The sequence below is a fragment of the Pacificimonas pallii genome (genome assembly GCF_019204005.1).
Lineage (GTDB): Bacteria > Pseudomonadota > Alphaproteobacteria > Sphingomonadales > Sphingomonadaceae > Pacificimonas > Pacificimonas pallii.
The window spans coordinates 56619-75524 of sequence record NZ_JAGSPA010000005.1 but is presented as its reverse complement, the minus strand read 5'-3'; the positions used below and the strand labels follow the sequence as shown (position 1 = coordinate 75524).

Annotated in this window: 20 protein-coding genes and 1 tRNA gene; 7 read left to right on the top strand and 14 right to left on the bottom strand. The window is 62.3% G+C overall.

The window, feature by feature from the left end:
- Positions 1–21 precede the first annotated feature (21 nt).
- From grxC to KCG44_RS13635, 6 genes are all read left to right on the top strand, one after another.
- Positions 22–279: a glutaredoxin 3 gene (grxC, locus tag KCG44_RS13660; RefSeq protein ID WP_255536587.1), complete on the top strand. Its 258-nt coding sequence runs from the start codon at positions 22–24 to the stop codon at positions 277–279.
- Positions 276–1109 carry a carbon-nitrogen hydrolase family protein gene (locus tag KCG44_RS13655; RefSeq protein ID WP_218446673.1) on the top strand — a complete coding sequence of 278 codons (834 nt, stop codon included), beginning with the start codon at positions 276–278 and terminating at the stop codon, positions 1107–1109. Before grxC ends, KCG44_RS13655 begins: the two co-directional genes overlap by 4 nt.
- Complete coding sequence (locus KCG44_RS13650) at positions 1106–1648, top strand: DUF1178 family protein (RefSeq protein WP_218446672.1); 543 nt, start codon at positions 1106–1108, stop codon at positions 1646–1648. The genes KCG44_RS13655 and KCG44_RS13650 overlap by 4 nt, the downstream gene beginning before the upstream one ends.
- Before the next feature lie 36 nt (positions 1649–1684).
- A tRNA-Arg gene (locus KCG44_RS13645) sits at positions 1685–1761 on the top strand.
- Between the two features lie 288 nt (positions 1762–2049).
- Entirely contained in the window at positions 2050–4197 is a 2148-nt protein-coding gene (locus KCG44_RS13640; RefSeq protein ID WP_218446671.1) for a TonB-dependent siderophore receptor, read from the top strand.
- On the top strand, positions 4197–5441 hold the full coding sequence (locus KCG44_RS13635) for a PepSY-associated TM helix domain-containing protein (RefSeq protein WP_218446670.1): 1245 nt from the start codon (positions 4197–4199) through the stop codon (positions 5439–5441). The genes KCG44_RS13640 and KCG44_RS13635 overlap by 1 nt, the downstream gene beginning before the upstream one ends.
- A 288-nt stretch (positions 5442–5729) precedes the next feature.
- On the opposite strand, the gene KCG44_RS13630 is transcribed toward KCG44_RS13635, so the two are convergent.
- A complete protein-coding gene (locus tag KCG44_RS13630; protein WP_218446669.1) occupies positions 5730–6344 on the bottom strand; it encodes a hypothetical protein in 615 nt (204 codons plus the stop codon).
- Between the two features lie 104 nt (positions 6345–6448).
- Positions 6449–7966, bottom strand: coding sequence for a PhoX family protein (locus KCG44_RS13625; protein WP_218446668.1), 1518 nt, complete (start codon positions 7964–7966; stop codon positions 6449–6451).
- Positions 7967–8191: 225 nt separating this feature from the next.
- On the opposite strand from KCG44_RS13625, the gene KCG44_RS13620 reads away from it, so the two are divergent.
- Complete coding sequence (locus KCG44_RS13620) at positions 8192–8536, top strand: hypothetical protein (RefSeq protein WP_218446667.1); 345 nt, start codon at positions 8192–8194, stop codon at positions 8534–8536.
- A gap of 1 nt (position 8537) precedes the next feature.
- Here the strand turns inward: KCG44_RS13620 and gspN are convergent, their stop codons facing one another.
- Genes gspN through KCG44_RS13560 form a run of 12 tightly spaced genes read right to left on the bottom strand, consistent with a single transcriptional unit; the run spans position 8538 to position 18852 of the window.
- Positions 8538–9155 carry a type II secretion system protein N gene (gspN, locus tag KCG44_RS13615; RefSeq protein WP_218446666.1) on the bottom strand — a complete coding sequence of 206 codons (618 nt, stop codon included), beginning with the start codon at positions 9153–9155 and terminating at the stop codon, positions 8538–8540.
- Positions 9155–9607, bottom strand: a complete 453-nt coding sequence (locus tag KCG44_RS13610; RefSeq protein ID WP_255536586.1) for a type II secretion system protein M — start codon at positions 9605–9607, stop codon at positions 9155–9157. The genes gspN and KCG44_RS13610 overlap by 1 nt, the downstream gene beginning before the upstream one ends.
- Positions 9604–10707: a type II secretion system protein GspL gene (gene gspL, locus KCG44_RS13605; protein WP_218446664.1), complete on the bottom strand. Its 1104-nt coding sequence runs from the start codon at positions 10705–10707 to the stop codon at positions 9604–9606. Before gspL ends, KCG44_RS13610 begins: the two co-directional genes overlap by 4 nt.
- The gene (gspK, locus tag KCG44_RS13600; RefSeq protein WP_218446663.1) at positions 10704–11660 is read right to left on the bottom strand and encodes a type II secretion system minor pseudopilin GspK; all 957 of its coding nucleotides are present in this window, start codon (positions 11658–11660) and stop codon (positions 10704–10706) included. The genes gspL and gspK overlap by 4 nt, the downstream gene beginning before the upstream one ends.
- 26 nt (positions 11661–11686) lie before the next feature.
- Positions 11687–12292: a type II secretion system minor pseudopilin GspJ gene (gene gspJ / locus KCG44_RS13595; RefSeq protein ID WP_218446662.1), complete on the bottom strand. Its 606-nt coding sequence runs from the start codon at positions 12290–12292 to the stop codon at positions 11687–11689.
- Positions 12289–12645 carry a type II secretion system minor pseudopilin GspI gene (gene gspI / locus KCG44_RS13590; RefSeq protein WP_218446661.1) on the bottom strand — a complete coding sequence of 119 codons (357 nt, stop codon included), beginning with the start codon at positions 12643–12645 and terminating at the stop codon, positions 12289–12291. The genes gspJ and gspI overlap by 4 nt, the downstream gene beginning before the upstream one ends.
- Positions 12632–13087: a GspH/FimT family pseudopilin gene (locus KCG44_RS13585; protein WP_218446660.1), complete on the bottom strand. Its 456-nt coding sequence runs from the start codon at positions 13085–13087 to the stop codon at positions 12632–12634. The genes gspI and KCG44_RS13585 overlap by 14 nt, the downstream gene beginning before the upstream one ends.
- A gap of 4 nt (positions 13088–13091) precedes the next feature.
- Positions 13092–13535, bottom strand: coding sequence for a type II secretion system major pseudopilin GspG (gene gspG / locus KCG44_RS13580; protein ID WP_218446659.1), 444 nt, complete (start codon positions 13533–13535; stop codon positions 13092–13094).
- Positions 13536–13543: 8 nt separating this feature from the next.
- Positions 13544–14758: a type II secretion system inner membrane protein GspF gene (gspF, locus tag KCG44_RS13575; RefSeq protein WP_218446658.1), complete on the bottom strand. Its 1215-nt coding sequence runs from the start codon at positions 14756–14758 to the stop codon at positions 13544–13546.
- Positions 14745–16301 (bottom strand): type II secretion system ATPase GspE, encoded by a 1557-nt coding sequence (gene gspE, locus KCG44_RS13570; RefSeq protein WP_218446733.1) that lies wholly within the window; start codon positions 16299–16301, stop codon positions 14745–14747. Before gspE ends, gspF begins: the two co-directional genes overlap by 14 nt.
- 2 nt (positions 16302–16303) lie before the next feature.
- Positions 16304–18382 carry a type II secretion system secretin GspD gene (gene gspD, locus KCG44_RS13565; protein ID WP_218446657.1) on the bottom strand — a complete coding sequence of 693 codons (2079 nt, stop codon included), beginning with the start codon at positions 18380–18382 and terminating at the stop codon, positions 16304–16306.
- The gene (locus KCG44_RS13560) at positions 18379–18852 is read right to left on the bottom strand and encodes a type II secretion system protein N (protein ID WP_218446656.1); all 474 of its coding nucleotides are present in this window, start codon (positions 18850–18852) and stop codon (positions 18379–18381) included. The genes gspD and KCG44_RS13560 overlap by 4 nt, the downstream gene beginning before the upstream one ends.
- Positions 18853–18906 lie beyond the last annotated feature (54 nt).

Below are 18906 nucleotides of genomic sequence, written 5' to 3'. Positions count from 1 at the left end.
AAATACGACAGGAAACATGTTTTGCCCCAAATCGACATCTATACGAAATTCCTATGCCCCTATTGTACGCGCGCGAAAACATTGCTGGAGAAAAAGGGCGCGGCATTCAACGAGATCGATATCTCCATGGGCGGGCCGAAGCGGCAGGAAATGCTTGAACGGGCCAATGGGAGCACGACCGTACCGCAGATTTTCATTGGCGATACCTATGTTGGCGGATCCGACGACCTCGCCGCGCTTGAAAATAGCGGAAAGCTGGACGCGCTTCTCGCGGGATGACTCGCCTCGGTATCGTCCAGATGACCAGCGGGATCGACCCGTCGGACAACGCCGACACAATGGTCCGTGCGATTGCCAAACTCGCCCTTCAGGGTGCGGAGATCGTGTTCACACCCGAGATGTCGGGCCTGCTCGATCGCGATCGGGCACGCATGATGGCGCGGATAAGAAGCGAAGAGGATGATGCCGTGCTCGCCGCCGTGCGCCGCGCGGCACGCGCGCATGGCGTCTGGGTCGCGATAGGCTCGCTTGCCGTTGCGCCGTCAGATGCCGGGAAAGACGATGATGGCCGCCTTGCCAATCGCAGCTTCCTGATCGACGCGGAGGGCAATATCGCCGCGCGCTATGACAAGATCCATTTGTTCGATGTCGATCTTGGCGAGGGCGAGCGCTGGATGGAATCGAAGGCCTACAGGGCAGGTGACCGCGCCGTGGTTGCCGATACGCCCGCCGGGCGGCTCGGGCTTTCCATATGTTACGATATCCGCTTCCCGCGGCTATATGATGTCCTTAGCGAAGCGGGCGCGGAATTAATCACTATTCCCGCTGCCTTCACGCGTCCAACAGGAACAGCGCATTGGCACCTGCTCGCCCGCGCCCGCGCCGTGGAATCGACCGCGTTCGTTGTCGCTGCCGCGCAGACCGGTGCGCATGAGGATGGCCGCGCCACTTATGGCCACAGCCTGGTCATCGACCCCTGGGGCGAAATCCTGCTCGACATGGGTACAGCCGCAGGAAGCGCCCTCTGCGACATCGACCTGACCCGCATCGGCGATGTTCGCCGCCGTCTTCCCTCACGCGACCATCGCACCCATATTGCCCGCCTATGATCGTTTATGACCTGAAATGCGGTGGCAACCATGTCTTCGAAGCGTGGTTCGGAAGCGCGGATGATTTCGAGGCGCAGCAGCAACGCGGGCTGGTATGCTGCCCCATTTGCAATGTCGGCACCGTCGAGCGCCTACCGAGCCTGATGGCGATCGGCGGGAAGTCGGCGGATGCGCGCGAAGCTGGCGCACGGGAAGGCGACCGCACGGACGGTCATATGGCGGATGTCACAGCCGCGATGGGCGGCGGAAGCGCATCTCTATCCCCGCCCCCTCCTTCCCCCGCGGCTGGTCAACCCACCGATATCGAGACGGCGAAGGTGATGCTACAGAAAATGGCGAAAGCGCAGGCAGACGCCGTGGCGCAAAGTGACTATGTTGGCGACAAGTTCGCGGACGAAGCCCGCGCCATGCACTATGGCGAGCAGGACGCCCGCCCGATCTACGGCGAAACCCGCCCCGAAGATGCAAAGGCGCTTCGCGAAGAAGGCGTTCCGGCAATACCGCTGCTTTTCCCCGTCAAGCAGCAATCCGACGCTTGACGCCGCGCCAAACGCACGGTGAGTAGCGTAAGGCGTGCGCCCGTAGCTCAGTCGGATAGAGCACCAGATTCCTAATCTGGGGGCCACAGGTTCGAATCCTGTCGGGCGCGCCACACCTTCCCCGCTCTTCCGATTGGCAACCTTGTAGTTCGCCACGCCGGTGTAAGACCGCTTTTCATGTCTTGCCGCGCCCTCAACGCTTTCAAAAAAGGTTGAAAAGCTGACAGTCCGTTATCCGATAAGCGCGCACCGAAAGCGGGCGCGGCGGCGGGAGGCGAATGCCTCAGCAGCGATGGCGACGGGATTGCTGATTTTTTGTTAATACGAATCATTATCATTATCATTGACGAGGCGGAACTGATCCCCTAGCCGAACTGCGAATGATTCGCAGAAAGGACGTCATGAGGGTCTCGTATATTGTCATCATAGCCGCCGCGGCCCTGCTGGACTCGCCCTCGGCCGCGCAGGACGATGATCGGCGCGCGCGGCAAAGCGAAACGACTGAGGCGCAGCCTATCGACGACGGAACTATCGTGGTTACCGGACGTGCTCAAAAGCTATACCGGGCAGAGGAGGTTTCCGTCGGAAAGCTCGACACGCCGCCTCTGGAATCGAGCCTGGTGGTCACCACCATCACGAAACAATTGATCGAAGATCAAGGCGCGCGTGACGCGCAGGATCTCTATCGCAACATATCCGGCGTTAGCGTCTTCAGCTATGCTGGCGTTACCGCACGCGGTTTTCGGCAAGAAGAGAATTTCTACGATGGGCTACGTGGCGATCCCTATGCCGGCTTTTCGGTCCCGCAATTGTTCAATGTCGAGCGGGTCGAGTTCCTAAAGGGGCCGAGCGGAATGCTATACGGTGCAGGCGCGCCGGGCGGACTGTTCAATTATGTGACCAAGAAATCCAATGCCGATGCGTTCTCGGCAGAAATTAAGGGTATCGCCGGGACCGAAGATCGTTTCGGCGGATCGGCGGAGATCAATGCACCATTCGGCCGTGGCTTTGGCGCCAGGGGCGGCATCTTCTACGAGGACAGGGGAACGTTCCGTTTCAATTCCGCCTCGCGCACATTGATTGCGGATACTGGCCTTGCGATGGATTCCGGTCCGGTTCGCATTGATATCCAGGCCACGCGCTACGATCAGGAGCTGGACGCGAACCGCATGCGCGGCGTGCCGGTCGATGACGAAGGCAATTTCCTCACTTCGCGGCGGTGGAACCACAACGAGCCTTCCGATTTCCTCAACCTCACGTCCGACGTCTTCCAGTTTCGCTTGGAAGCGGCGCCGTTCGACGGGATCAGCATTGATGCCACCGCGCGCTACAACGATGCCCGCGAAGTGCAGAACTACCACGAACCGCGCGGCCTGTTCGATGCGGATGGCGATGGCACGATCGACAGCAGCATCCGCGAATTCCGCGATCAGCTGCGGACTCAGGAGACCTGGTCATTCGGTGGCAATCTCATCTGGTCGGGCACCCTCTCCGACGGGATCGGCAACCGCCTCCTGATCGGTGCCGATCACTTTGTCGGCGACAGCCTTTTCAAAGGGCGCTCGCTACGCGGAACCACCGTGGCCACCCCCGGCCTGCCGAATCCGCTCGGTCTGTTCGATCCCCAATATGGCCGGTCCGACCCGGCGACCTACAATCAGATCCCGTTCCGCCTCTCGGTCACCAAAAGCGAGCGTACCGGCGTCTATCTTCTCGACGAGATTACCATCGGGCGGCTCATCCTCGTAGGCGGCATCAGGCGCGACGATTTCCACGACAATGCCAATGGCGCGGTCTTCGAAGGGAGCGAGACGACGTATCGCGGCGGGGTGGTCTATCGCGTCACCGACGATATCTCCGCCTTCGGGCAATATGCCACCAGTTTCGAACCGCAGCGCCCGGCTTCGCAGAATCCGCTGGCAGGCGGCCCCTTCGCGCCGACGAGCGGCGATATCTACGAGGCGGGGATCAAGTCCGCACTCTTCGATGGGCGCGTCCAGTCTTCGCTTTCGGCGTACCGGCTAAGGCGGTCGAACATTCTCCAGGCCAATCCCCGCGGCGATGTGGGCGGCGACGGGATCGATGATCGCGTGGCGATCGGAGAAATCACGAGCAAGGGCATCGAGTTCGATATTGCGGCGGATATCACACCCGACTGGGTCATAACCGCCGCCTATGGATATAATGATACGCGCATCACCGAAGACAATGCGGGCGGCGGCTTCTCCAATGCTGTCGGCGACCGGTTCGCCAACGCGCCCGCGCACCAGTTCGGCTTCTGGACCCGCTATCAGTTCCCGGACATCGGATTGGCGGTTGCGATGGGCGGCGATTATGTGTCCGAACGGGTCAGTATCAGCGGGCAGCCAGTCAGGCCGTACATGGTATTCGATGCTTCGCTGATTTACGAAACCGGGCCGTTTCGCGCATTGCTGCGGGTCGATAACCTGTTCGACAAAACCTACGCCTCGTCCGGGTTTATCGCCCGGACCGGCCACTTCCCGGGGGAACCGCGTTCGGCCTTTCTTGAGGTGGCATACAGGTTCTGATGGAAATGGCGCGGGCCACCGGCAGCGGCGGGCAGGTCCGTGTGAAGCCCGCGCCAAAGGCCGCACGCTTATGGTGGAGGGTTCACCAATGGGCCGGACTCAAGCTCAGCCTGTTCATGACCTTTATCCTGTTCACGGGGACGTTGGCAGTTGTGAGTGCGGAAATCGACTGGGTGTTGCAGCCCAGCCTGCGCGTTCTGCCATCAAGCGTGGCGGGCCCTGTCGCCTGGGCCGAAATTGCCGCGAACGCGGCGGAATATCCCGGCGTTGCCAGGGCCACTGCCATTGAGGCGCCGACCGCATCGGCCTTTGCCGCGAAGGTCACGGTTAAGGACCCGGCGGGCGATATCTTCTTCCTCCATGCGCATCCCACTACCGGAAAAATTCAAGGGACCGGGCCCTGGATGGGTGCGCAGCGTGTTCTGCGCAACATGCATAGACATCTCAATCTTCCGGTCTGGATCGGCGTTCCAATCGTCACGTCTCTCGCCTTCCTGCTATTTATCACGCTCACGACCTCCTTCGTCGTTTACAAGAAATGGTGGCGCGGTTTCGCGAAGCCGCTGCGTCGGCGCGATGCGCGTACCTGGTGGGGAGATTTCCATCGACTGGCCGGTATATGGTCGCTTTGGTTCGTGGCGCTCATTGCCCTGACGAGCATGTGGTATTTCGTCGAAAGCCTCGGAGGCGAGGCGCAATCACATCCGCATGTCGAGCCGGAAGGTTTGACCGCCGCTGGCGCGCCGCCTGCCGATCTCACCAAAGCCTTTGCCGCCGCGCTCGCCGCCAATCGAGAGCTTCGTGCCAAGCGGGCGATCCTGCCCAGTATCGACAATCCCATGCTCCAGCTTCACGGAGATGCAAAAGCGGTTCTGGTACGCCCGCGTGCCAATGCGGTCTGGGTCGACGCGCGCAGCGGCGAAGTGATGCTGACCACCGATGGACGCGCCCTCAGCCTCCACCAGCGGATCAGTGAAATGGCCGATCCTTTGCATTTCGGGTATTTCGGCGACTATTGGACAAAAGTGCCATGGTTCCTGTTCGGCCTGGCAATGACGGGTTTGTCCCTTTCCGGCGCGGCGATTTATTCGCTTCGTATTGCACGCGAGCGCGGCGATCGCATTGAGCTGGGCCGGAGCTTTGCGGGAATGTGGACGGGTATGGGCCACTGGCGCTGGCTATCCGCCTGCCTGGTCTTAACCGCGTTCGTTTTTTTAACCTTCTTGATCCTCGGGATACCTTAACAACCGACCGGATGACTACCCTCATGACTTTTTGATTGAGGCAGAAGATGACGATCGCGGCGATACCGATGGCCATTTGACCTGGACGGCAGGCATGCGGGGTTGTTCCCCTGGCCAGAACGGCGCTGAACCAGTTTGCGTCATATTCCGGGTCGGCTGACAGCTCATAAAAGTAACCCCCTGCCTTTGCAGCGCCTGCCAAAGACAGGATGCAGGGAGACAGGGGGCACTGGACTTTGCGTTTCGCGTCAAAGGCGCGCCGCGATCGTGCGCGCCTTCGGTGACTGGTCAGACCGCACCCGAACCGGTGTTCCAGATGCGCATGGCGGCGACACCGAAAAGGCCGAGACCAAGCAGGAGGAACGGCGACGGCGCGTCGACTTCCGCAAGCAGGGTGAGGGAGAACATGTCGCCCGCGCCAAGATTTGCGATGTCGATGCCGAAGTCCTGGCCGCCGAAGCCAACATCACCAAGCTCGACACCGAAGGGCTCGCCGCCCTCGCCAAAGGCGATATCGATACGCGTATCACCGGCGCCGCCGGTTACCGTTTCGCCGACAGAAAAGGTCGGCACTACCGAACCGAGTGCGTTGAATGTCGTGCCGTCGAGCACCAGGCTGAACCCGGTCAGGTTAAAGAGACCTGAGAGATTGCCCATGATGCCGTCGAACGACAGGCTGTCGCCAAGATCCGCGGTTTCAAGTGTGACGTCGAGCGAAACCGTCGACAGGCCGTTTGCGAATGCGGAGAAATCCACGTCGGCAGCCAGGAGGCCCGGGCCGCTGTTCGATGTGTCGACGCTGTTGCCGTTCGTCGTCGCTGCGACGATGACGGCATGAGCCGGAGTGGCTGCCGCGACAGCGCCAAAGATGATGGCGGCGGCGGTTAGTGTAGCTGGTTTCATGATTAAGTCCTTCTCGCGAGAAATTTGACTGTGAACTGTATGTGCGGCCCGGTGCCCATTGAGAGAGGGCACCCAGGCCGCACAAATGATCGAAGGTACGGCCCCTAGAGCGTGCCGCGCTGCCATGGCCCGGAGATGGCGAACGTGATGCCGGGCGTCTGGTTATTCACGAACAGAATGCGGCCTGTCGGATCGAAGCAGGCACCGGCCCATTCCTGACGGCGATAATCGCCTTCGCCGATCAGCATCGTTGACTTACCCGCACCGGCAATGTCGGCCGTGGTCAGCTGGATGTTGTTCTTCGCGAAGGGATAAGCCTGTCCGTTCGGGAGGAGACCGAGAAGACGCTCGCCAAAGCCGAACTCATCCTCGACACCGCCGCCATCTTCGCACAGCAGGATACCGCCGCGTGGGCTGACCGTGATGTTGTCGGGGTTGTTGCCGGCAAGTTTCGATTCCGACGCGTAGATGCACTCAATGCGCTCGGAACGCGGGTCATATGCCCAGACGGCACCCTCGCCGCGGCCTGGACGATCGCCCGAGAAACCAGCGCTCGTATCGACGAAATAGATGATGCCGTCGGGGCCGGTCCATGCACCCTCACCGCGGCTCATGACCAGGCCGCCCTTCAGGTAACCCTGAACAAACGGTCCGGAGGCGAAGTCCGTATAGCTGATTTCGCCTTCGCTGATCGTGACTTCCGCGCCATCGGCATCGGGCTCTTCGACCTCGACCCATTCCAGAGTATAGGCGTCGCCAAGGCTCGGCGTCAGCAGCAGCTTGCCGTCCACACCGACAACTTTGGCCATGTAGAGCTTGCCGCCCTGCTCCAGGCTGCCCTGACGGCCGGATGCGTCGGTCGGTTCGAAGCGGTAAAGCCCCGAACGATTGCGGACGTCTTCCGTTTCGTAAACAAAACCGGTGACCGGATCGACAGCGACTGCCTCATGCGGGAAGCGGCCCATTTCGATGATCGGGTTGCCCGTCGTCTGGTTGGGGTCGGTACCCACTTCAAAGACGTAGCCATGCTTGATGCCGCCATTCGAATTGACGTCGAGCGTTTCTTCGCAGCTGAGCCATGTGCCCCACGGCGTCGTGCCGCCTGCGCAGTTACGAACCGTGCCGCCAAGCGAAGGCTGCGTTTCAAGATAACGCCCGCGCGACAGTACGATGTTGGAGTTCCCTCCCGAGTTCGGCACCGAAGAGCCGCCGCGCACATTGGTGTCATAAGCACCCGGTGCGTCGAGGAGGCCATAGCCTTCCACAGCACGCAACTCGTGATTGCGGATGAGCACCAGCCGCTGGCTACGACCGCTGCCAATGGCGACGCAGCCCATGCCGTCATGGCCTGGATGCACAGGCTGACCGTTGGTCATCATGTCACCGCGCCAGCTCATCGAGCGGTAGCTGAAACCGCGCGGCAGTTGCAGCAGGTTCAAACCGGTCTCAAGATCGCGAGTCGGGAAAAGCGGGCCGTACGGGCTGGTGCCGATCGTTTCAGCGGCACGCGCATTTTGCGCGAACAACATGCTGAGCGGTGCTGCCAGCATTGCGGTCGCCGCAACGCCGCCGGCGCCCTTCAATAGTCCGCGCCGTCCAATGGAAATTGATGCTTCGGTCATGATCTGATCCCTTCGTTTTGCTGAATGCACGAACGTGTATGGGCTGGCGTCATGACACCGCCGCGACCGGACTCTTAAAGTTTCATAACGTTACTGATGCGAAACGTATGACAGCGCGCCATAAGCCTGTCGCATTCCCTTAAATGTTACATTTATGTTGCAATGGATGTCATAAAAGTGTAATGTGCTAGTCAACAGACTGGGAGAACTATGATGAAAATCATCTTGGCAGCAGCAATTCTGGCCGTCGGCGCAGGTGGTGCGACGGCTGGTGAAGAAATCGGATACGAAAAGGATCAATTGGCCTTCTCGGCGATGATGGCAGGCGATTGGCGAATGGCGGAGCAGCAGCTTCATGAGAGTGCCGGCGAACTGTCCGATGACCCCGCGCATCTTCTCAATAGGGCGCAGGTATATGCGGTGACCGGACGTGCCGACGCAGCAGCCCTGCTGTATCAGCAGGTTCTGCAGGCAGACGACATTGATCTCGTCCTGTCCGACGGTCGCGTTGTTTCCGCGCATCAGATTGCGAATGTCCGCCTTCCGGCGATGCAGTACGCGCAGCGCTGACCTACTGGAACGTGCGATTCGTCAAATTGACGATGAAATCGGATGCGTCTGATCCCGGAGCCGGGCTCAGACGCATCACCAGATCGCCTGATCGACATTCGGCGGCCCCCGTCAACGGCTGCGTCCCGACATCCGGAAAGTCGATGCTTGCGGTGACATCTCCTGAAGCGGACGCGCAGATATTCCCTGCCATGACGACCCGCCCTTCGGTGACGCTGATGGTTCCCGCGAAAGGCACCGGTAGACCGAGCGCCTGAACGTCTCCCTTCACGTCAAAATCGAGCACATTGCCCCCGTCAGCAATATCTGCACGGAAGGAAAGCGGCGCGCCCGGCATCGAGTTCAGCACCACCTTCGGGCTGCCTGTCAGCATTCCGGCAATTCCACTGTGAAACTGCGTATTGCCCATGGCGATGTTGCCCACATGCAGATCATGGGCGGTGCCGCTCCAGATCGTACCGTCGACACTTCGGACCCAGACCGGCTGCTGCTCACTTGCGCGGCTGATGAGCAGACCGGCCGGCGCGAAAATGGTCAGGGACAAGGCCAGTAGAAGCAAGAACACCCCCGCGCGCTGCACGCCCGGATTGGCCATCAATGACGCCAGTGACACGGACATTAGCGCGCAACCGTCACGGCGAGACTGACAGTTCCGCGCTCGTTGCGCGTAACAGCGGCGTTCGTGATCTTCACGCCCTGCTCCTGCTCCAGTCGAGCGGCCCAGCCAAAGGCGATATCAGGACGCACGGCGTCAATCCGCATCTCAGTCGCGCCCTCGCCTCCGCCGGTTATGGTCGCAGCCATGCCGTCCGCCTCCGCCAGGGCCAGCAGTTCGGACGGTCCAAGACCGATATGATCCGCCGGCGTGCCCGCACTTTGCGCCGCAAGAACGGCCAGGCGCGTATCAATGGCCGCGGAAAGGCGCGCATCGGCGGCAGCCTGTGCGCGCGAAAGAGGCTGCACAATGCCATACCAGATCAGCGCAAGCAGCAGGGTCAGCGCCAGAAGGCAGATCAGCGCCCGTTCACGAACGCTATATCCCATCCATCTGCGGTGCCATTGTTTCCTCATTGAAACGCCACTTCCACACCCGTCTGCAAACCGCCGGGCACAGGCTGCACCGCGCCTGACACCAGCACATAGCCACCGCTTTCAAGCGTTGGCCGCATGGCCTCTGCCGAACTGCCCCGGAGCAGAAAAAGCTGCGCGCTCAGGCGTCCATTGTCCCATTGCAATGTGTCTATGCGCGCGCCCGGCACAAGCCGCACGGCCTGAAAGAGCGCGTCACTGGTCGCCGTCAGGCTGCGCGGATGACTTTGTCCTGTCTCGCCTGCCAGAAGGATATGGATGGCATCGGCCCGGTCGGTTCCCGGTGGCACGGCATTCAATGCCAGCTGTTCGTTTTCCTGTGCGATCGCATCCGCCTTCGCGTCCGTACGTATCAGATGGACGATCGCGACAGACAGAAGCAGGAGCGGGATCGCAAGCGCCCACAGGATCATCCGCCTGCCCCTCGCTTCGAGCCGCCGCTGGCCAGCCTTTGCAAAGAGGCCGCTTCGCAGATTGATGATCGGGGCCGCGCTTCCGGCGGCCATGGCCCCGCGCGTCGTGGCCGGATCAGCCGCTTCCGGAACGTGCGTCTCGCCGAGAATCAGCTGCACAAGACCGGGTTCGGCGGTGAACGCCTTCGCATGGGCGCGTACGGCAAGACGATTTGACGCAATTTCATACATGCGAAGCTGCTCGGCGGCAGGCAGCAGGACGTGATCCGGGATCACGGCATCGGGGTCGACACCGTGCGCCGCAAGCCGCGCAAGCCATGCCGACATCGCCCGGCTATCAACCGCGACCGCGAGATGGCGTCCGTCTTCATCCGCACCATCGGCCACGGCGATATGCGCCTGGTGCTGCGGCAGCGCCAGCGCATCGGCAATGCGGTATCGCGCGGCGGCATGTTGCTGCGCCGACGTCGCGCCCTCCAGTTCGGTCCAGCTTGCCGTGGCGGCTTCGCCAGGAATGACGGCGATGACAGGATCATCGCCCGAATTGACCAGCTGCTCGCCGATATAAAGGCTATCGCTGTCAAGAATATCGTCGTCCGCAGCCACGCGAATCCATTCCGCGGGCCCGTCTTCGCTGAGCGGCAGGAAAATCAGGATGCGCCCGCTCATAAAGCGTCACCCCAATGTCGCTCGATCACCGTCGCGCGGCCCGCCTTTATGCGCAGCAGGCTGCGGGATTCATGGATCGAGCCGGCATCGTCCACGACCATACCCATAAGGAAAAGATCGCTTTTCACATCCAGGCTCCGCTGTGCGCTCGAAGCCGCGGAAATTCCCGACATTGAAGGCACTGCCCAGAACGCCGCAATATCCGCCCAGCCCGCGGCAGGGCGAGCCGCGATCGCCTGCCGTGCCCGCCGCGGCGTGAGCTGTCCCGGAGCGAGCATGGCGATAAGCGGTGCGTCCGATTCGGCGAGGGTATTGACGTTGACCCTCACCATATCGCTATGCGGCATCGCGCACAGATAAGGCGAAAGGCGTGCCAAAATATCGGGCGTCATGCCCTTGATCGCCGCCAGCTCGCCAATATCCGAAATGAGCACGTTTCCCGTTCGATAGGAGACATCACCGCCGCGATATTCCTCGTCCTCTCCGCCGCCGCTTTGCGGAACCGTATCGCTGTCGATGAAATCGGCAAGGGCGAAAGCGAGATTGCGGGCGGTGCGTTCGCGAATCCCGGTGGCGCGCGCAAGGCCGATGAAGTGCTCAAGGCCGTGAGGGTCGGTATTCCTGACTCCCCCCTGCGCCGCGCCAACGACTGCATTGACGTTGAAGCAGTGCGAGCCATCGGATAGCGTGACCGCGACGCTGCCATCGTCCGTCGGAACGACAATCGGCGTGTCCGCCCAGCCACCGGCGAGCGTCAGACGATCCGGATATTGCGCCGTCAGGTCGACAAGCCGTGCCGAGGCCAGATGCTCCATCGCACGCATGTGATGCCGCGCCTGCATGGCACTGCGCCCATTGCTGGCCATGGCGACGGAGCGGTTCATGACTTCCAGCGTCGCCGCCGTCAGCGTCCCCATCACGGCCACCAGCAGCAGGACACTGATCAGCGCCATGCCGCATTCCGAAGTCGTCACCCGCATCACGAGGGAAGGCCGGTCATGAACAGCTGCTGCGTGGGACCAAAGCGCGGATGATCGAGCGTCAGGCGAATTGCCTGCACATATGTGCCGCTCGGCAAGGTACGCGGGACACGGTCGCTCCAAGCGCCTTTGACGTTGAATTCCACTTTGGCACGTCTGGCACCGGGAAAAAGCAGCGCAGGCGTTTCCGCGGCGACGCCGTCGACAAAAGGTGCTGTCCGCCGTTCAAGACCCCGCCCTGTCAGCTGCCATTCGACATATTGCATCGACGGGCGTCCGGCGCGTTCCTGGTCGTCCGGCCCGCGGCGCACGAAGGCGAGCAGCACCTCGGCATTGTCACCGCCCGCAAGAATGGCGCGCGCATCGCCATTTTCGTCGCGCGATGGACGGGCAACCATCTGAAGCAGGTCGGCGCGCAGCGCGGCGCGGGTGCGTTGCAGCGCCTGCACCTCTTTCGACGCCGCCTCGATGCCCTGACTGGCTCTCACGGTCTGCCCGAAAACAAATGTGCTGGCGCCGACGACAAGTGCGAATACGAATAGCGCGACCAGCGTCTCGACCAAAGTGAAACCCTGTTCCCTGCTGACCTCGTTGCGGCGCATCATCCGGCGCTCCGCATGCCCTGTAGAGATGCGGCGACGCCGTTTCCATCAGCGACATCGACCCGGAGACGGATCAGACCGTCGCCAAGCCGTTCCGCTTCGGTCGTAACGGTCCAGTTCTGCCCGGCATTGAAAATCGTCGCCGTGCTCGTTCCAAAGGCGGGCGCACGCGGCAGGAGCATCGCCTCCACCATCGCATTTTCGGCGGCGATATCGGCAAGCGCGGCGCGCTCGGCGGCGACCGCGGTACTCGCACTTGCACCGTTCAGGCGCAGCAGCGCCATCATCGCGAGCGATAAGATGCCGAGCGCCACCATGACCTCGACCAGGCTGAATCCAGTCTCAGCGGCGCGCATCGATGGTGACGTCCCCGGCGGTGGATATGTTGACAATATAGCGTTCGGCGCCGCCTGTGAGTGCGAGTGCCGTCCCCTCGGACAGACCGACCGCATCGAAGCGGACGCGCTCGACTTCGCCTTGTGCCAGTCCCACGCCCACGCCGCTTTCCCAGGAAGCGGGTGCCAGCGGTTTTTCCTGGATTTGCCGCCAGGCGCCATTGACCCGTTCCTCGAACCGGTAGCCCTCGGCGGACATCACGGCGGCAGTGTCCCGGCCGGAAAACAGCGCCCGGTCCCGCGCGGCGATCAGGCGCGAGCCGAGACGCTCCGCCTCTTCGCGGGCACGGACCTCGTCACCGGGAATGGTCATGACAACGGCAGCGCTCGCCACGCCGACAATGGCCAACACCACCATCAGTTCGACAAGCGTAAAGCCGGTCTGGCGAGCGGAAAGCGGCATGCTTTTATCCCTGCCAATTGCCAATATCGGCATTTTCATCCTCCCCGCCGGGAACGCCGTCCGCACCGTAGGAGAAGATGTCCACCTGCCCGCGCTGGCCCGGGAACTGGTAAAGATAGGCATTTCCCCACGGATCGGTGGGCAGCCGCTGCACATAGCCGCCGGCGCGGTAGCGCTCCGGACGTGCCAGTCCGGCCGGGGCCTGTTGCAGCGCCGCGAGGCCGTCCGCGGTGGACGGGAAGCTGCGATTGTCGATGCGGTACATCTGCAGCGCCTGCTCGATGACGGCGATGTCGGCGCGCGCCTTTTCGCGCTCCGCCACACCCTGGGCAGGAAGGACATTCAGGACGACAAAGGTCGTCAAAAGGCCAAGGATGGCAATCACCACCATCAGTTCGACGAGGGTGAACCCATCTTCGTCTTGAGATCTATCTTCAGGTTTATGCATGACGTTTCTCAGCTGATTGCAAGGGTGTTGAGCTGCATGATCGGCAGCAGGATGGAAAGAACGATAACCGCGACCATGCCGCCCATAACCACGATGATGGCTGGTTCCAGAAGCGACAACGCGCCAGTGGTGAAGGCGTCAAATTCGCGCTCCATATAGTCGGCGGCGCGCGCCAGCATCTCGTCCAGCTGGCCCGACTGTTCCCCCGATGTCGCCATATGGACCAGAAGCGGCGGAAACAGCGCCGTGCGGCGCATGGCACCGCTTAGACTGCCACCTTCGTTCACCGCCTCGACCATCGACAGGCAGGCAGCGCGGACAGCGCGGTTGGGCACGGTGCGCGCGGTGACCGTCAGGCCGTCGAGCAGCGGCATGCCATTGGCGACAACCGTGGACAATGTGCGGGCAAGCCGCGCCGCGTTCACCTCCCGGATCAGCCGGCCGATCAGCGGCCAGGTCAGCAGCCACCGGTCGAAGCGCAGGCGGAAACGCTCATCGCGCAAACGATAGATGAGCGCCGCGCCCGCAAGGAAAAATGCGATCAGCGCATAGGGACCGTAGGTCGTCATGGCGTCTGAAGTGCCGATGGTGATACGCGTCAGCATCGGCAATTGCTGGCCCATATTGTCGAACTGTTCGACGACGCGCGGAATGACGAAGACCATCAGGCCAGTAACAATCAGCAGGGCGACCAGCGCCAGCATGACCGGGTAGACCAGCGCGGTCACGATCTTCGACCGTACCTCGGCCTGCCGTTCCATCAGCGCCGCGAGACGGTCGAGGATTTCCGTCATCGCGCCGGAGCCTTCGCCCGCCGCGACCATCGCGCGGTATAGCGGCGGAAAGCTGCCGGGCTCATCGCCAAGCGCCGCGCCGAGGCGTTTGCCCTCCACCACGCCCGCGTGAACATTGCCGATGATCCGCCGAATATGCGGTTTGTCCGCCTGACCGGAGATACTGCGAAGCGCCTCCTCCAGGGGGGTTACGGTGATCAGCGTCGACAGCTGCCGCGTGAAGAGGGTCAGCTGTTTTGCCGACAGCTTCTTTTCGAACAGTGCCGGACCGGCGGCCGACGGTGCCGCGCGCGTCGCTGCGTTTATGCGAACGGGAATAAGGCCGCGCGCGGACAGCAGATCGCGCACCGCCATTTCGCCTGCCGCCGTCAGGGCGCCACTGCGCTCCCTCCCGCCCGCGTCGATGGCGAGGTAATCATAGCTGGGCATCGGCCATCACCGGTTCGGGATCGGTCGGAGAATCCTTGCGCAGGATCCGGACGGCTTCAGCGACCGTCGTCCGGCCCTCCATAACCAGGCGGCGGGCAGACGATGCCAGATTTGGCATGGTCCCGAACGCCTGACGGGCAAGAATGCCTTCATCCGCCCCGGATAGCATCAAATCGCGCATCGACTGGTCGATCCGTATCATCTCGTAAATGCCCACGCGCCCGCGATAGCCCGTGTTTCCGCAGGCAGGGCAGCCGCGCGGCGTACGGATGGTCGTTCCCGTATCAAGGCCGAGCGGGGCCGCCTCTGACGCCGTTGCCGGATGCGCCTCGGCGCAATCATTGCAAAGCGCGCGCACCAGTCGCTGCGCCATCACAAGCCTTAGGGATGATGCCAGCAGGAATGGCTCGACCCCAAGATCGCGCAGGCGGCTGATCGCGCCGACGGCGTCATTCGTGTGCACCGTCGAAAGCACGAGGTGACCCGTAAGCGATGCCTGCACGGCAATCTCCGCCGTCTCATGATCGCGAATCTCGCCCACCATGACGATATCCGGGTCCTGCCGCAGGATCGCCCGCAGGCCGGTCGCAAAGCTCATGCCGACCTTGGCATTGACCTGGGTCTGACCGATGCCCTCGACGGCATATTCGACGGGATCCTCCACCGTCAGGATATTGCGCTGCCCGTCATTGAGCATGCGAAGGCCGGAATAGAGCGTCGTCGTTTTGCCCGAGCCGGTTGGGCCCGTCACCAATATGATGCCATTGGGTTCGCCGATGGCGTCGGTGAAGTGCGCCAACAGGTCGGACGGCATGCCCAGATCGGCCAGGCCAAGCTCTGCCTGTTCCTTGTCGAGGATACGCATGACCACGCGCTCCCCGCCCCGCGCGGGCAATGTGGAAACGCGAACGTCGAGCTGGCGCCCGCCCAGCGTGAGCCCAATGCGCCCATCCTGCGGCACGCGCCGCTCGGCAATATCGAGGCGCGCCATGACCTTGATTCGGCTGGTGACGAGCGGCGCGACCTTGGCGGGCAGGCGCAGCACTTCACGCAACATACCGTCGACACGCAGGCGAACGACGAGCGCGCTTTCAAACGGTTCGACATGAATGTCAGACGCGCCCTCGCGGATGGATTCCGCAAGCACGCCATTGATCAGACGGATGACGGGGGCATCGTCGCTGGAATCGAGCAGGTCGGCAGCGTCTGGGAAATCCTCACTGAGAGCACCGAGGTCGGCCATGCCCTCCAGCTCGCCGCTCATCGCACCGGCATCGAGGCCATTGGCGCCGTACGCATCGCTCAGCAGGTCTTCGAATTCCTTCGCGCTCACAAAGCGAACGGTGATGGCACGGCCCACATGGCGGCGGACTTCCGTCAGGATCGACGGGTCTGCATCATCCCGCATACCGACGCTGACTTCCGCGCCCGCCGGATCGACGATGAGAATGCCGTGCCTTTTTGCGAAGGCATAGGGAAGCGGATCGGCTGGCGCCAGCGCCTGCCCTGATGCACCAGCGGGTGAAATGTCCCGGTCATCCATGGTCAATTATTGCCCTCCCCCTGTTGAACCGCGGGCGGCGCAGCATTCGGCGCCGCCGTCGGCACCAGTTCCGCAGGAATTACGGAGGGCGGCACAGTGCCGAGATATGTCCGGAGCACGCGGTCCATGGCAGGCTCGCTATCGGGGTCGTGAGCGAGATGCGTCGCGCGCATATAATCATAGCGCTGGGCCGCGACGGCCTGCGCGTCCTTGCGATCCTTCAAAATCCGGGGGCGGATAAAAACGATCAGGTTGGTCTGCTGTTTCGAGCGGGAGCGGCTGGTGAAGAGCTCGCCGATGACCGGAATGTCACCAAGCAGCGGAATCTTCTCAATGGTCCGGCGCTCGTTTTCATCGAGCAGCCCCCCCATCGCGACGATGTCGCCGTCGTCGACGGTGATCACCGTTTCGATTTCACGTGTGTTGAGGATCAGATCGGCACTGCCGCGGGTGACAGGACCGGCGATCGAAGAGACTTCCTGCCGGATAAACAGCTTGATCGCGCCGCCGGCATTGATCTGCGGCGTCACCTCCAGCTGAATGCCGACATTCTGCCGCTCGACGGTCCGAAACGCGTTGTCGAAATTATCGCTCAGCGCTTCGCCCGTCGTGATGGGAATTTCCTGACCGACAAGAATGCGGCCCGGCTGATTGTCCAGCATCATGAGAGACGGTGTGGACAGGACGTTGGAGGCCGTGTCCGTCTTCACCGCATTCAGGATCGCGCCGAAGATGACCTGCCCCACCTGTCCGCCGACGCCGAACAGACCGCCCTGCACATTCAGCAGCTGCTGCGCCGCCGCCTGCTGCAATGGCTCGCGAAGCGCGGTGCCGCCGCTGCGCGCGACGACGTCGCCGTCCACGGATACAGTCGTATCATTCTTCAGCCGCTCCGTCGCGATCGCACCGCCCAGGACCAGAGGATTGACCACCTGGTTGGAATAATTGGTGCTCGCGAAAGGGATTGTGCCGTCAGTGCCCGCCAGCAGGAACTGCACGCCGAGTTCCCGCGCGGCATTGTCGGATACCTCAAGGATCAGTGCCTCGACCAGCACCTGCTCGCGCCGCGTATCGAGTTGGCGGATCACCTCGCCCAGCGTACGCTGCACATCAGGCGGCGCGGAAATGATGAGCGCATTCGTGCCCTCGTAGCGCGCGATGACAGCGCGGCCCGGATTGCCCGTGGCCATTGGCTGCGCCGGTGCGGTATTGGTATCGCTTGCCGTATTCGTCGGTACGGGCGCAACGGTCGACACGCTGGTCCGCTGTCCCGCAATCTGCTGGAGCACAGGTAGCAGCGCCGCCGCATCGGCATGTTCGAGGTAATGCACCCGCACGTCCGCACCCAGCGCGGCGCGCGAATCGAGCTGCGCGACAATCGATGCCATTTGCGCCACCCGTGCAGGATCACCGCGCAGGATCACGGAGTTGGAACTGTCCACGGGCACGACAGCAATCGGACTGCCGCCCGTTTCCGAACGGCCAATATCCGAAATGGCGGCGGCGATCTCCCGCGCGCCGGCGTTGTCGAGGCCGATCAGACGCATGGCCGAGCGGTCGCGGTCAATTTCCGACAGGACGCCGCGAATGCGCGCCAGATTATCTTCATAGTCCGCGACGACCAGCGCGTTACCGCTAACACTGGCGCTTACCTGGCCATTGGTACTGATGAGAGGCGTCACAGCCTCCCTCGCGGCGGCGGCGCCAATCTGGCTGAGCGGGATCACCCGCGTGACAAACCGGCCGCCGCCGCCCCGCGTCGGCTCTCTTGCCGCATCCGCAGCGGGTGCGATTCGAAGACCGCCGCCTGAAATGGGTACCGCCACCAGGCCATTGGCGCGCAGCGTTTCGAGGAAGACCTCGAAATACTGGGCACGGCTGAGCGGGCGCTCGCTGACGATCGACACCGTGCCTTCGACAGCGGGATCGATCACCATCGTGCGACCGGTGACGCGGCTGGCATCCTCGATAAAGGCGCGAATATCAGCATCGCGCAGGTTAAGATATTGCTGCGCGCCCGCAGGCCCGGCGAATGACAGGATCAGCGTGAGGGCCAGAGCGAATCTTGCGAAAATGCTCATTCACCTGTCCCCTGCCCGACCGGCGCGGCGGGCCTGGACTGATCGATATAGATCGCCTCCCGGACGCCGCGATTGGTCAGGATGACATGATCGAAATGCACGCTGGAAAGCGCGATACCGGGCCCGATCTCTTCACCCACGCGATAACTCCGCTGCGGCTCGGCAGGCAGCGCGAGAATGGCCGAACCCTGGCCGCTGGCACGATTGAGGCGAAGCCCGAACAATTCGATGCCGCTGGCGCTGATCACGGTATCGCCGCCCTGCGCCTGAAATCCGAAAACCGCGTCCAGACCGACAAATTCGGTTGCCGGCGCAGTGGTCTTCTGCGGCACCGGATAGTCGCCGACAGGTCCGACAGTTGCGAAGAATGCCCATATCAGATGCGCGGCGGCAATGGCGACGCCAAACATGAATATGCCCTCCAATACAGGAAAGGCGCGCGGAAATGCCCTGTGGATAACAGGTGTCATGAGCCGTCCGAATCGTTAAGTAGCGGATGGAAATTTTCCGCATGACTAGGCCGA